Genomic DNA, 13964 nt, shown 5'->3' with positions numbered 1-13964 from the left:
GGTCGAACTCGGCGAGGAACTCGACCTCGGGGGGCTCGAACCGCCCGACACNCCCGAGCGCTCGTATCCGACCCTTCGAGGGCACCCGCCGACGGTCGAACTCGGCGAGGAACTCGACCTCGGGGGGCTCGAACCGCCCGACACCGGCGTAACGATCGAGGTTCCCACGGACTTCCGGTCGGTGTTCGTGGTCGCGCCGCTGGCGTACTACCTCGGTGCGCGGGTGGTTCCCGGCGAAACCCCACGGATCCGGACCGAGACGGGACTCGAATACTCCCTGGACGGCCCTGCCGGCTTCGAGGCCACCGTCGAGCGCACCCTCAAGCGCGCCTTCTTCCTCGACTGTCTCNCGGGACTCGAATACTCCCTGGACGGCCCTGCCGGCTTCGAGGCCACCGTCGAGCGCACCCTCAAGCGCGCCTTCTTCCTCGACTGTCTCTGTCGGTCCGAGGGCCGCTCGCCGGTCGACCTCCACGAGCACTCGGCACTGGAATCGAGGTTGGGACTGGATCTCGCCGAACTCTACGACCGCTCGCTGGCGGCCCGGCTCGAAGCCGCCCTCGACGTTCCCTTCGGGACGATCGAACCGCACCTCCCCCAGTGGAAGCTCACCGCCCACGTCGAGCCCACCCCCGACAGCGTCGAGATGCTCCCCTTCCTCGTCGACGACCTNCCCAGTGGAAGCTCACCGCCCACGTCGAGCCCACCCCCGACAGCGTCGAGATGCTCCCCTTCCTCGTCGACGACCTCGCCGTCGTCCGGTCGCCGCACACTCACGAGGTCGCGGTCTCGAACGTCTGGGCCGCCACGCTCGACGAGTTCCTCCGGGGAAGCGGTCCCGAGACCAGCCGGGGCGTCGCCGCCCGTTCCAGCGAGCCCCCGCAGTTCGTCCGGCTCGCGGCGGCGGACTCGCTCGAACAGGCGTGGGTCGGGGACGGGACGCCGCTGGGGGCGAGCAAGGCCACGACCGAAGCACATCGGAACCGCCTCGACCGCACGCCGACGGAGGGCGACATCACCGTTCGGGTGGTCTGCAACGATGCCGAGATGGGCGAGGAAGAGGGGCTGGTCGATACGATCTACGGCGACCAGGACCTCCCGTTCGACGTCGCCGTCGAGCGCGACCTCACCGTCGACGAACTCCGTGCGACCCTCGAAAAGCGGACCGACCTCCTCCACTACATCGGCCACATCGACGGTGCCGGCTTCGAGTGTCTCGACGGGACGCTCGACGCCGCGACGCTGGACTCGGTCGGGGTCAACGCCTTCCTACTCAACGCCTGTCAATCCTACGAGCAGGGCATGAGCCTGATCCGGAAGGGTTCCATCGGCGGCATCGTCACCCTCTCGGACGTACTGAACCGGAACGCGGTGGCGATGGGCCGGGCGTTCGCGGGCTTGCTCAACGCCGGCTTCCCGCTGCGGGCCGCCCTCGAGATCGCCCGCGACGAGATCATCGTCGGCGGCCAGTATCTCGTCGTCGGCGACGGCGGGTTCACCATCGCTCACGCCGAGAGCGGGACGCCGAACCTCTACGTGGCCGAGCGGACGGACGACGGACTTCGGGTCGAACACCGGACCTACCCGACGGCCGAACGCGGGATGGGGAGCCTCTTCGTCCCCTGCGTCGACGGCGAGAGCGAGTACCACCTCTCGTCGGGGACGGTCAGGACGTTCGAGTGCTCGGTCGCCGACCTCGAACGGCTGCTGGCGGCCGAGGGGGTCCCGGCGAAGGTCGACGGCGACCTCCACTGGGACGGCCGGTTCGTGGCGGCCGACTACGGCCCCGAGTAGGTACAGCTGTTGGTCGCCGAGGGGTATCGTCGTGCGAGCACCGGGTCGAGTTCAGCGACGTGCCAGCGGTGTGTCCCCGAACTCGATCCTCGTTCGTCCGACATGATGGGCGGAGCGACGACCAACGGATGCATAAGCGTTGTCGATCCTTTCGGACAGGATCCCCCGTGGTTCCCGAAGGAGGAACGGGCGGTATTTACCTGAAATTTATGCACGTTTCGGGTTACGGTTCCGGGAAATTCGGGCATTTCAGGCCGTGGTGGCCAGTGAAATTAAATACCGCGAACACCTAGTAGCCAGTCGCATGAGTTCCCAGAATCTGATCGAGACGGACGTCGCGAACGTCTATCGGGCCGCGCTCGCCGACGCGGCCGGCGAGTCGTTCGTGGTCGCGGCGTCGGCGACGTCGGTCGAACGCCTGGTGGCGGTGCTCGACGACCTCGACGACCCGCCGGCGGTCCGGCTGTTCGCACGCGAGGACACGCTGAAGACGGTGATGGACGACTTCATCGTGGCCAGCACCGCCGCCGACCTCATCGAGGACGAGACCCTCTCGCTCCGTATCGCCGACGGCGACGGCATGAGCCCGCTGGTCATCACCGAGGGGACGGTGTTCTCGGTCGTCACCGCGGGTGGGCGGGTCGCCGGGCTCGCCACCGACGACGAGACGTTCGGCGAGACCGCCCGCGAGGAGTACGCGGACGCGTGGGCGGACGCCGCACCCTACACGCTCCGGACCCCGCCGCTCTCGCGCGTGCGAGCGACGATGGAGGAGTCGTTCGGCCCCGAGATGGTGACCGACTTCGACGGGGTGCTGGCCTCGCTCGACACCGCACGCGGCGGCGACGACGGGCTCGACGAGGTCACGATCAGCCTGCTCGTCGCGGCGAAGAACGAGGAACTCCTCTACGACATCTCGAAGTGGGGCGAGGACACCGGCGTGGCGAGCAAGGCGACGTTCTCGCGTACCAAGACCCGACTCGAAGAGATGGACCTGATCCACACCACGAAGGTCCCGATCGACGTCGGTCGACCACGCCTCCGGCTTCTGCTCGGCGACGAGCGCCTCGCCGACGCCGATGCCGACGAGCTCGCGTCGGTCGCCGGGGGACTCCTCTCGGCGAACGGCACGGCCGCCTGAACACCGTCTTCGACCCGTTACCCGAGGACGACCGGGATCCCGAAGACGACCACCAGCCCGACCACCAGCACGGCGAACCCGATCCCCGCCGCCCGCGCCGAGAACGGGCTCATCGGGGCGGTCTCCCGGTCGTCCGCCGCGTTCGAGGCCAGTCCGCCGCCGGTCGTCGTCGTCAAGTTGTCGTCCATGCGGGGGCGAACGAACGGGGGGAGTAAGTGTTTCGCGGTGACGGCAGGGCTTTTACCGCCGGTCGCCGACCATCCGATATCGAATGCTGACAAAGCGCATCATTCCCTGTATCGACGTCGACCTCGACGACGACGGCGAGCCCGCGGTCTACACCGGCGTGAACTTCGAGGACCTGACCTACTCCGGCGACCCGGTCGAGATGGCTCGGGAGTACAACGCCGCCGGCGCGGACGAGTTCGTCTTCCTCGACATCACCGCCTCGGCCGACGGCCGCACGACGATGCTCGACGTCGTGTCACGGGTGGCCGACGAGGTGTTCATCCCCCTGACCGTGGGCGGCGGCATCCGCACCCGCGAGGACGTAAAGGAAACCCTCCGGGCGGGGGCGGACAAGGTCTCGATCAACACGGCGGCGCTCGACAGACCCGAACTCATCACGGAGAGCGCGGCGGCCTTCGGGAACCAGTGTATCGTGATCTCGGTCGACGCCCGCCGGCGGTTCGACGGCGAAGGCGAGTATTACACCACCGTCGACGGCGAATCGTGTTGGTTCGAGTGCACGGTCAAAGGCGGACGCGAGGGAACGGGCGTCGACGTCGTGGCGTGGGCGCGCGAGGCCGAGGACCGAGGGGCCGGCGAGCTGTTCGTCAACTCGATCGACGCCGACGGCACGAAGGACGGCTACGACATCCCGCTCACGGGCGCGGTCTGTGAGACCGTCTCGACACCGGTGATCGCCTCCTCGGGCTGTGGCGGCCCCGCCGACATGGACGAGGTGTTCACCGAGGCGGGCGCGGACGCCGCGCTCGCGGCCTCGATCTTCCACTTCGGCGAGTACTCCATCGGGGAGGTCAAGGAGTACCTCGCCGACCACGACGTTCCGGTCCGGCGCTGAGATCCCGTCCCGTTCCGTCGAGGATTGAGTCGGATCGAGCCGGAGTCACTCGGTCAACGGGAGGACGACCCCGAACAGCAGCACCGAGAGGAAGGCGACGACGATCCCGAGCGCCTCGCTGTCGACCAGTAGCTGTTCCTCCCAGCCGGGGAACGGACCGACGAGCGGTTGGAAGAGGACCAGCCCGAGAACGCCGAGCGCGAACAGCCCGACGCCGAGGCCGAACCCGCGTTTCGTGAGCCGTGCGTAGTCGAGGTCGCCGTAGCGCGCCATCGTGGGGGAATCACGACCGCAGTCGACTATAGTCGTTTCGTCCCGAAACACAACGGCTTTGCCACGGGGTTGGATAGGGAGTGGTCATGTTCGAAGCCCTCATCGGCACCGCCGCCGACGCGGGGACCGTCGCGGTGCGGGCGGTCGTCGCCGTCGTCGCGGCGCTCGCGGGCGTGGTCGTCGAGCTGAACGGCCTCCGGACCCTCGGCACCGGCGACCAGGTCGCCGGGGTCTGGATGGCGGCCGTCGGCTGTCTGTTGCTCGTGGTCTGTGCCGTTCTCGCGCGCGACCTGGTTCGTGGCGTCGGCGGCTCGGCGAGCTAAAACAGCCGTCCCGGGGTCGGTGGTCGGCTCACAGCGATACGTCCGGGAATCGCCGGAGCCGTGCGTAGACGACCGCACCCAACCCGAGACCGGCGACGACACCGGCGAAGAAGACGAGTTCGTTCATGCGGGTGGCGGCCCCGTTCGGGTGTCCATGACGGAGCGAAGCCTCGATTCGCCGCAGCTCGGACAGCCGCTCGCGCCGACTCGATACCGGTTCCCACTGTCGTCGAGCGCGGTGATACAGAACTCACCACAGTCGAAACACTGCATCAGGTCTCGTCTCATACCCGATACACGCGGTTCGGTACTAAGGGGACGAGCCATCCCCGTCCCGAAAGTGGAAGTGTCGGAGGGGACGGGGACGACACGAACGAGCCTGCCGGATGACCGTCACGCCCGAAACGACGGCAGCGGTCGTCCCGCGAGCGGTGCCGTTCGCCGCGTAGAGGCGGCGCGAATGTGATCCCGATCACCCTGACAGCCGCTCTCCGTTCCGATATCGCTACTCTCAGCGAGACGATGTTCACTTTCACTCCGGCGTTGCCGCCGGCTTATCCCGCCGAATCCCGTTTCGTGATACAATGAGCACGACCACATCGTACGACGACGCGCTCGCGACGCGGCCGTTCAAGCACGCGATCGACAGGCGCGACCGGCGAGCGCTCTCCGAGCGGCTGGTCGTCCTCGAACACGGGCCGGACGTCTACCGGGTCTACAGCGAGGACGGCACCGAGTACCTCGTGGACATCCGAACCCCGTCGTGCACCTGCCCGGACTTCATGTATCGGGATGCGGACTGCAAACACATCCGCCGCGCCCGCATCGAGGCCGGCGAGCACGACCTCGATTCGCTCGCCGCGACGGTCGACGGAACCATCGAGAAGCTCGACGACCACATCGCGAACCTCGCCGCACAGCGTGCCGAGCTCGTGCGCCTCCAGCGCGACATCGATCGATTCGGCGACGACGCCTGAAACCCTTCTCCTGGACTTTCACCACCGGTTCGACGGCGATAGCCGGTGTCCGGTTACAGACCGCCGCCGGTGATCGCCCCGATCACGCTCTGGGCCGAGGAGACACCGAGCACGACCGAGAGAACCACGAGCACGGCACCGACGGCGTTCAGCGCCGGCCCGTTCGTGTGCTCGCCTAGCAAGCCCGTGTTGTTCGCCGCCCAGACGAGGCAGACCGCGGTGATCGGGAGCCCGATCACCCCGTTGAGCGCCGGGAACAACACGATCATGTCCACGACGCCCAGCCCGAAGAAGGCCGCCACCAGTGGCGAGAGCGCGCTGATCCCGATACCGACGACGTAGACGATCCGGAAGAGTCGGTCGTCGCTGTCCACGTCCCGCCCGGTGGCCTGCGGGATGATGTACGCGGGCGTCCACATGATGGGAACGATGCTGTTGAAGGCCGCGACGATCGCTCCGACGAGGAAGAGGACCAGCGCCCAGTCGCCGAGGACGTCGGCCAGCGCCCGCCCGGGTGTGATGAACGTCGCTATCTCCGTGATCCCCGCCGGCCGGAGCACCGCCGCCGTCGCGACGACGATCGCGATGGTGACGATCCCGCCGATGGCGTAGCCGACGCCGAGGTCGAGACGCATCGTCGGGATCGCGGACTCGTCGGTCCAGCCCTTCTCCCGAACGAGGATGGATTCGAGGAAGAAGTTGGGCCAGAGCGCGGTCGTCCCGAGGATGCTCGCGACGAGCGTGAGCGCGCCGATATCGGGGATCCCCGGGACGAACCCGCCGGCGACGCCGCTGATGGAGGGACCGCTCCCGACCGCGACGACGACGTAGGCGATCAGGAGACCGAACATCAGCGTGATCATGACCTTCTCGACGAAGTCGTAGCCGAGAATCCCGACGACGACCGCGAGGAGCCCGCAGGCGACCGCGATCGGCTGCCACTGGATGGCCCCGCCGAGCAGTACGGAGATCCCCTCGCCGACGGCGGCCGTGAGCGCGAGCCCCCACGCGATACAGCCGACCGAGAGCACGAGCGCGAGCGTCGTCGCTATCGGCGCGCCGACCCGGTCGTGGATGAACGTCATCAGCGGCTTGCCGAAGATCCCGAGGCGCGCGCTGATGTACTGGGCGATGAAGCCGAGGACCACCGCTCCCACGACCGCCCAGAGCAGTGCGTAGCCGTACTGGACCCCGGCCGAACTCGCGATGAAGACCGAGCCCGAGCCGAAGTAGCTCGCGACCATGACGAACGCGAGACCGTATTTGTCGAAGAAATCCTCGCCGGGAACCCCATCGAGCCCGGCCCCTGTGCTTTCACTCATTCTACGTATATTGATTTTTCCCTGTCATTTCCTGGCGAGCGATACTGCTGGTGATCGGTCCTCGACGAGATATGGACAACGGATATCCGATGAAGTAGGAGAGTACTGATAAGCGCACGGTTTGCGGACGAGGGCGCTCAGCGGTACGGAGACGGCGTATGCCGATTTTCGGCGAACGAACGGCTACTTTCGCGGACGAACCCCGGTCTTCGCGAGCCGATACGGTGTGGCTACCATGGGCTCTCGGTAGCGTTCGCGGAGGCGGTCGACGATCCGATGTTTCGTGTCGCTGTTCAGTTCGGCCAGGTGGTTTCGGAGCCGGGTCATGGGTTCAGTTTCCGCGCACGATGCGAGTTCGTCCTGGTACTTGGATGTTTTGGCGACTCCCGGACGACGGTTCGGATCGCCGCCGGGTCTACAGCACGAGCGTGGGTGCGACGAGGATCAGAACGCCGCCGAGGACCACCTTCAACCGGGCGGGGTCGACGAAGTGGGCGACCTTCCACCCGACGAGCACGCCCGCGAGTAGCGGAACACCGACCAGAAGGGCGAGCGAGCTCGAGACGGCCCCCTGGGCGAGGTAGCCGAGCGCGGCGAACATCGCGATGAACACGCCCTGGGCCTGGGCGACCGCGACGGCGCTCAGCATCGGCACGCCGAGCAACACGAGCGCCGGGACGGCGATCACCGGGCCACCGACGCCGAGGAGGCCGCTGAACCCACCGAGAACCGCGCCGACCACGAAGTAGCCCGTCCGGCCGGCGGTCGTTTCGAGGTCCAACGAGTAGACCGCGCTCAGCCCCCGGAGCTCCCGGTAGACGATGACGAGCCCCGCGATCCCGGTGAGCAACCCGAGCAGCACGCCGAACAGGTCGCGGGAGACCGACCCGTTCAGCCATGCGCCGACCACGGCCCCGCCGATGCTCCCGCCACAGAGCAGTCCGGTCAGCGAGAGGCGCTCCCTAGAGAGCTCGCCGGAGCGAACGTAGGCGGCGGTCCCGACCACCCCGGTGGCGATGAACGCGACCTGAACGGTGCCGGCGATGACGTCCGAACCGATGTCGGTGAGCGTATAGAGCGCGATCGTCAGGAAGATCCCGCCGGGCCCGATCGCCGTGATACCGACGCCCGAGGCGAACGAGACGACGACGAGCGCGACGGTCAGCCCGAGCCCGAGCGACACCACCGAACTAATCACGGTCGGTTCGAGGACCGGTCTCGACGCGGATGAAGGGCCGGATCCGGTGACGCAGGCCCGCCGTGACCGCCGGTCGGTCGGCGCTCGACACCCATCAGGCCGTCCCGCCGGGAACGACGAGTTTCTTGAGCCCCTCGGTGTTGCCCATCCGCTCGAACGCGCCCTCCAGCCCGTCGAGCCCGATCTCCTCGGTGACGAGCGGGTCGACGTCGATCCGGTCGTTCCGGAGGAGCGTCACCGCCCGCTCGAAGGACTCCTGGGTCAGCGCGAACGTGCCGACCATGCTGACCTCGTCGAAGTAGAGGTCGAACGGCGAGAACTCCATCGTGGCGTCCTGGGGCGGGACGCCAGCGACCAGCGTGCGCCCGCCCTTGCCGGTCATCGCGCGGGCCTGTTCGATCGTGGCCGTCTGCCCCACCACCTCCGCCGCGACGTCGACCGGCCCGTCGACCGCCGTGACCTGTTCGACCGCGTCGCCGTCGGCGGGGTCGACCGCGTGGTCGGCCCCGAGTTCGAGCGCGAGTTCGCGGCGGTCGGCGTCGAGTTCCGAGACGATGACCTCCCCGGCACCGGCGACCCGGAAGCTCTGGACCATGAGGAGTCCGATCGGGCCCGCACCGATGACGGCCACCGTGTCGCCGGTCGTCACGTCGGCCCGGTCGACGGCGTGGACACAGCAGGCGAGCGGTTCGGCGAGCGCGGCCGTCCGGACCGGGAGGTCGCCGCAGTCGACGACGACCGACGCCGGGGCGGCGACGTACTCGGCGAACGAGCCGTCCCGGATGGTGTTCCCGGCCCCGCCGATCGAGGTGTTGTCCGCACAGAGGTTCGTCTCGCCGCGCTTGCAGGCCGGACAGGCGTTGCAGGGGACCGTCGGGTTGAGCGTGACGCGGTCCCCGACGGTCACGTTCGTGACGTTCTCGCCCACCTCGACGACCTCGCCCGCGGTCTCGTGGCCGAGCACGAGCGGCGTCGGGGCCTCGAACGACCCGTGGTACATGTGGTAGTCGGTCATACAGACGCCGCACGCGCCGACCCGGATCAGCACGTCGTCGTCGGCGACGGTCGGGCGCGGGCGGTCCTGGACCTCGACCTCGCCGACCGCCGTGAGTACCGAGGCACGCATCCGCTCCGATCCTCCGTCGTCCGAATCGGTGTCGACGTCGTTCATGCGACCATCACAGCCACGAGCGACTTCGGACTTTCGCTACCCGTCATCATCGAACGACGTGGCGGCAGTGGCCATCCGTGTTCGTCGCCCGTGGCCGACCGAGCGATCCGACGGCGCGACGGTCGTGACCGGGCGCTCTACCGGTGACGTGAGTGCCGCATCATCGCGTAACGGCGTCCAGCCCCCGTTCGACGTCCGCCACCAGGTCCTCGCTCCGTTCGATGCCGACGCTGAGGCGGACGAGTCCGGGGTCGATCCCGGCGGCGTCGAGTTCGGTCGGTGCGAGGTTCTGGTGGGTCATCGCGGCGGGGACCTCGATGAGGCTCTCGACCCCGCCGAGGCTCTCGGCGATCGTGATCGTCTCCAGCGCCGCGACGAACGCGACCGCGTCCTCGACCCCGCCCGCGAGCTCGAACGACAGCATCCCGCCGAAGTCGGCCATCTGTTCGGCGGCGACCTCGTGGCCGGGGTGGGAGGCGAGCCCCGGATAGTGAACCCGCTCGACGGCGTCGTGGCCGTCGAGCAGGTCGGCGAGGAGCGCCGCGTTGTGACAGTGGCGGTCCATCCGCGCGCCCAGCGTCTTGATCCCCCGCCGAACGAGGAACGCCTCGAACGGGCCGACGACCGCCCCGCGAGTGTACTGGATACGCCAGATCCGCTCGGCGAGGGCGTCGTCGTCGGTCGCCACGGATCCGGCGATGGCGTCGGAGTGGCCACCGAGATACTTCGTGAGCGACTCGACGACGAGGTCCGCGCCGCGTTCGACCGGGCGCTGGAGCGCGGGCGACGCGAACGTGTTGTCCACGGCGAGGAGGGCGTCGGCCTCGTGGGCGATAGCCGCCGTCGTCTCCAGGTCGGTGATCCGGAGGAGCGGGTTCGTCGGACTCTCGGCGTAGACGAGCGCGGTGTCCTCCCCGACCGCCTCGCGAACCGCCTCGGGGTCCGTGACGTCGACGTAGCTCACCTCGATCCCGTATCGCGGGTAGAACTCGGCGAGCAGGTCGTAGGTCTCGGCGTAGAGGCTGTCGCCCGCGACGACGTGGTCGCCCGCCGAGAGCAGGGAAAAGACCGCGTCGATCGCCGCCATACCGCTCGCGAACACCTTCGCGTGGGCCGCGCCTTCGAGGTCCGCCACTACCGCTTCGAGGTCGGCCCGCGTCGGAGCGGCCATCCGGGAGTAGCGGTACTCGCCGCGCTCGCTTGGCGAGTCGTACCGGTAGGTCGCGTTGGCGTAGATCGGCGTCACCAGCGCGTCGTTCGTCTCGCGCTCGCCCGCGTGGATCGAGACCGTATCGAGTCGGTCGTCGTCGTTCGACGTCATTCGTCCGACTCGGCCTCCGGCCCGGTTCGTTCCTTCCCCGTCCCCACCCTCGCTCGCCGGGCGGTCGCGGATCGGACGGTCGTCGGTCGTTGCATCGTTTTCCTGCCCATACACGGCGACGTATTCGGCATCCGCTAAAATCGTTGTGTTCGGCGCGGGCTCGACACTCGAACCCGGCGGACCGGTCGTGTCGTCGTCCGGTCGGCCCTCTTCGGGCCGTTTACGTGGTGAACAGCCGACGGGGGAACTCCGCTAAGGTCTCGACGCCCGTCGCGGTCACCCGGAACGTCTCGCTGAGTTCGACGCCGAACTCGTCGAACCAGAGGGCGGGGATCGTGTGGAAGGTCATGTCCTCCTCCAGCACCGTCTCGTCGCCCGGTCGGAGGCTGGCGGTGTGTTCGCCCCAGTCCGGCGGGTAGCCGAGGCCCACCGAGTAGCCGATGCGGTCGGCCTTCTCGATACCGTGTTTCGCGACCTCCTCGCGCCAGGCCTCCTCGACGGTCTCGCAGGTGACGCCCGGCTTGACCGTATCGAGCGCGGCCTCCAGACCGTCGACGACGACCGACGCGGTTTCGGCGATCTCGTCGGGTGGATCGCCGACGAACGTCGTTCGGGCGAGCGGCGAGTGATAGCGGTGGCGACAGCCCGCGAGTTCGATGACCACGGGATCACCTGCGGAAAACGGCTCGTCGGTCCAGGTCAGGTGGGGTGCGCCGGTGTAGTCACCGGAGGGCAACAGCGGCACGATCGAGGGATAGTCGCCGCCGTAGTCCTCGGTGCCCTCGATGAGCGCCGAGTAGATGGCTTCGACCGCCTCGTACTCCGGCACGCCCTCCTCGATGGCGTCGAGGCCCGCTGCCATCGCGTTCTCGGAGATCCGGGCGGCCTGGCGCATGTACTCCAACTCCTGTTCGGATTTCTTCACCCGAACCCAGTTGACCAGCAGCGTGGCGTCGGCGAACTCGGTTTCGGGGAGTCGTTCCTGGAGACGGGTGTAGGACTTCGCGGTGAAGTAGTAGGCGTCCATCTCGAGCCCGATCCGACCGTCGTCGACCCCGAGATCTGCGAGAACGTCGGCGACGACGTCCATCGGGTGGCGGTCGTGGGGCGAGTGGACGTGGTCGTCACTGTACGCGCGGATGTCCGCCTCGGGGAGGGACGTCGTCGCTCGCGCGCCGATGGCGTCCATCTGCCGCCCCACCCAGACCGGGTCGTGGTCCCGCGTGACGACCACGCCCTGGTGGACGTAGAACGACCAGCCGTCGTAGCCGGTGAGGTAGTTCATGTTCGACGGGTCGGTGACGAACACCGCGTCCAGCCCCGCCTCGGCCAGACGTTCCCTCGTCCGTGCGATCCGTCGGTCGTACTCGGCAGCCTCGAAGACGTCCCCTGGCATGCTGTCTCCCTCCCGTTTCGGTCAGCGGGTACATAGTATCTCGTGTCCCCTCACCCGACCGCTCCGTCCACCCGCTTCCTTCCGTCCGGTCTACGGCCCGTGCGACGCTTTGGTTCGAATTCACACGATCCACCGACCGAAACCCCGATCTCCACAACAGTTAACCTGATCGCTCCGGTTCGTACGGTGGTAGTCAACAGATGACACGTATCTCTCACCTCTCTCCTCACCGTACCCGTTCTCTCGATGGCCCATCGCCGCACCGTGGACGAACGGGATGGAGGACGGAGGGACGGTCGCGATGAGTCGGGCCGACGGCTCCGGGCCGCTTGCGGCGTTCGTCGACGAGATCGACCCGATCGTCTTCGCCTTCGGGGCGGGGCTCACCCTGCTGTTCGTCGTGGTGTTCGCGCTCGCTCCTCAGACCGCCGCCGACCTCGTTTCGGGCGCGAACGGGTTCGTGCTCGCGCACTTCAACTGGGCCTTCCTCATCGTAATGCTGTTCTTCGTCGCGTTCCTCTTCTTCCTCATCCTCGGCCCGTGGGGGAACCTCCGGTTCGGCGACGACCCGCCGGAGTACAGTTTCGTCTCCTACTTCACGATGATGTACTCGGCGGGGCTCGCCGCGGGCATCGTCTTCTGGGGCCCCGCCGAGGCGTTGCTCCACTACGCGACCGTCCCGCCGCTCTACGGCGGTGTGGCGGATAGCTCGGCCGCCGCGATGCCGATCGCGGTCCAGTACTCGATGTTTCACTGGGCGCTCACCCAGTGGTCGTGTTTCACGGTGATGGGGCTCGGCATCGGCTACTACGTCTACAACCACGGCGCGCCGTTGCGCGTCTCCTCGGTTCTGACGCCGTTCATCGGAGCGGAGAACGTCGCCGACAGCTACTGGGCGAAGCTCATCGACATCGTCGCGGTGTTCGCGACGCTCGGCGGCGTCTCGACCTCGCTCGGGTTCATCGGGAGCCAGTTCCTCACCGGTCTCCGGTTCCAGTGGGGGATCCAGTTCGGCGACGTCGGCACGTTCCTCGTGATCACCGGGATGACCCTCGTCTTCACGATATCGGTGGTGCTCGGCGTCGACAAGGGCATCCGCCGGCTCTCGAACTTCAATATGGGGCTGTTCGCCGTGTTGCTTGTCGCCACGCTCGTCGTCGGGCCGACCTGGTTCGTCCTCCAGCTCGGAACCGACGCCCTCGGCGGGTTCGTCACCGATTTCGTCGCGATGAGCCTCTTCATCGACACCGCCAACAACGGCCAGTGGGCGAACGCCTGGACGGTCTTCTACTGGGCCTGGCCGCTCGCGTGGTCGCCGTTCGCGGGGCTGTTCATCGCGCGGATATCGCGGGGGCGCTCCGTCCGCGAGGTCGCCTTCACCGGCATCGGCGCGACCGGGATCGCGACCACCCCGTGGTTCATCGTGCTCGGCGGCACCGGCGTCTGGCTCCAGCACTCGGGTGGCGCGAACCTCCTCGGACCGATCAACCGGCTCGGCGAGTCGGTCTCGGGCTACGTGCTCTACGGCGCGCTGCCCGGCGGGATGTTCCTGCTGGCGGGCTTTCTCGTGCTCGTGACGACCTTCTTCATCACGTCGGCCGACTCCTCGACGCTCGCCGTCTCGATGATGACCACCGGCGGCGAGGAGCACCCCTCGACGGTGATCCGGGTGTTCTGGGGACTGATGTTGGGTGCCGTCGCGTCGGTGCTGATGGTCATCGGCGGCGTCGACGCGCTCCAGTCCGCCGCGATCATCACGGGCGGCCCGTTCGCCATCGTCTGCCTCCTCGCGGTCCTCGGGCTCGCGAAGTCGTTCCGCGAGCAGTACGGCAACCTCCTCTTCCAGGAGGAGACGGTCATCTTCGGTCGCGACCGGTCCGCGGACGGAACGACGGGCGACCAGGGGACCACGGAGGACGACGACTGAGCGCGTCGCCCGCGGTCGCCGATCGCCCTCGTTCTAC

Annotated in this window: 13 protein-coding genes; 6 read left to right on the top strand and 7 right to left on the bottom strand. The window is 68.0% G+C overall.

All coding sequences use genetic code 11. The features are described from left to right. Positions 1–723: 723 nt before the first annotated feature. Both C447_RS18565 and tbsP read left to right on the top strand, forming a co-directional pair. A complete protein-coding gene (locus tag C447_RS18565; RefSeq protein ID WP_239639168.1) occupies positions 724–1794 on the top strand; it encodes a hypothetical protein in 1071 nt (356 codons plus the stop codon). Positions 1795–2098: 304 nt separating this feature from the next. Beyond that, entirely contained in the window at positions 2099–2935 is an 837-nt protein-coding gene (gene tbsP / locus C447_RS10205) for a transcriptional regulator TbsP (RefSeq protein WP_007693560.1), read from the top strand. A 17-nt stretch (positions 2936–2952) separates the two neighbouring features. On the opposite strand, the gene C447_RS18200 is transcribed toward tbsP, so the two are convergent. Further along, positions 2953–3123: a DUF7550 family protein gene (locus C447_RS18200; RefSeq protein ID WP_007693559.1), complete on the bottom strand. Its 171-nt coding sequence runs from the start codon at positions 3121–3123 to the stop codon at positions 2953–2955. An 83-nt stretch (positions 3124–3206) separates the two neighbouring features. Here C447_RS18200 and hisF point away from each other — a divergent pair, with 83 nt between their 5' ends. After that, entirely contained in the window at positions 3207–4019 is an 813-nt protein-coding gene (hisF, locus tag C447_RS10200; protein WP_007693558.1) for an imidazole glycerol phosphate synthase subunit HisF, read from the top strand. 45 nt (positions 4020–4064) lie between these two features. Here the strand turns inward: hisF and C447_RS10195 are convergent, their stop codons facing one another. Then, positions 4065–4292: a DUF7860 family protein gene (locus C447_RS10195; RefSeq protein WP_007693556.1), complete on the bottom strand. Its 228-nt coding sequence runs from the start codon at positions 4290–4292 to the stop codon at positions 4065–4067. Positions 4293–4378: 86 nt separating this feature from the next. Between C447_RS10195 and C447_RS10190 the strand changes: the two genes are divergently transcribed. Together C447_RS10190 and C447_RS10185 are read left to right on the top strand one after the other, a co-directional pair. After that, positions 4379–4615, top strand: coding sequence for a hypothetical protein (locus C447_RS10190; protein ID WP_007693555.1), 237 nt, complete (start codon positions 4379–4381; stop codon positions 4613–4615). Between the two features lie 584 nt (positions 4616–5199). Continuing rightward, positions 5200–5592, top strand: coding sequence for an SWIM zinc finger family protein (locus C447_RS10185; protein WP_007693554.1), 393 nt, complete (start codon positions 5200–5202; stop codon positions 5590–5592). A gap of 53 nt (positions 5593–5645) precedes the next feature. On the opposite strand, the gene C447_RS10180 is transcribed toward C447_RS10185, so the two are convergent. From C447_RS10180 to C447_RS10160, 5 genes are all read right to left on the bottom strand, one after another. Next, a complete protein-coding gene (locus C447_RS10180; protein ID WP_007693553.1) occupies positions 5646–6914 on the bottom strand; it encodes an Nramp family divalent metal transporter in 1269 nt (422 codons plus the stop codon). A gap of 415 nt (positions 6915–7329) precedes the next feature. After that, a complete protein-coding gene (locus tag C447_RS10175; RefSeq protein ID WP_010612086.1) occupies positions 7330–8100 on the bottom strand; it encodes a sulfite exporter TauE/SafE family protein in 771 nt (256 codons plus the stop codon). Between the two features lie 106 nt (positions 8101–8206). Continuing rightward, complete coding sequence (locus C447_RS10170; protein WP_029601753.1) at positions 8207–9238, bottom strand: zinc-dependent alcohol dehydrogenase family protein; 1032 nt, start codon at positions 9236–9238, stop codon at positions 8207–8209. Between the two features lie 205 nt (positions 9239–9443). After that, on the bottom strand, positions 9444–10604 hold the full coding sequence (locus C447_RS10165) for a trans-sulfuration enzyme family protein (protein WP_029601754.1): 1161 nt from the start codon (positions 10602–10604) through the stop codon (positions 9444–9446). A gap of 220 nt (positions 10605–10824) precedes the next feature. Next, on the bottom strand, positions 10825–12000 hold the full coding sequence (locus tag C447_RS10160; RefSeq protein ID WP_007693547.1) for a M24 family metallopeptidase: 1176 nt from the start codon (positions 11998–12000) through the stop codon (positions 10825–10827). A 277-nt stretch (positions 12001–12277) separates the two neighbouring features. Between C447_RS10160 and C447_RS10155 the strand changes: the two genes are divergently transcribed. Continuing rightward, on the top strand, positions 12278–13927 hold the full coding sequence (locus C447_RS10155) for a BCCT family transporter (RefSeq protein WP_007693545.1): 1650 nt from the start codon (positions 12278–12280) through the stop codon (positions 13925–13927). The last annotated feature ends 37 nt before the right edge of the window (positions 13928–13964 follow it).

It is taken from the genome of Halococcus hamelinensis 100A6 (genome assembly GCF_000336675.1).
GTDB lineage: Archaea > Halobacteriota > Halobacteria > Halobacteriales > Halococcaceae > Halococcus > Halococcus hamelinensis.
This window is presented reverse-complemented; position numbering and strand designations above follow the sequence as displayed.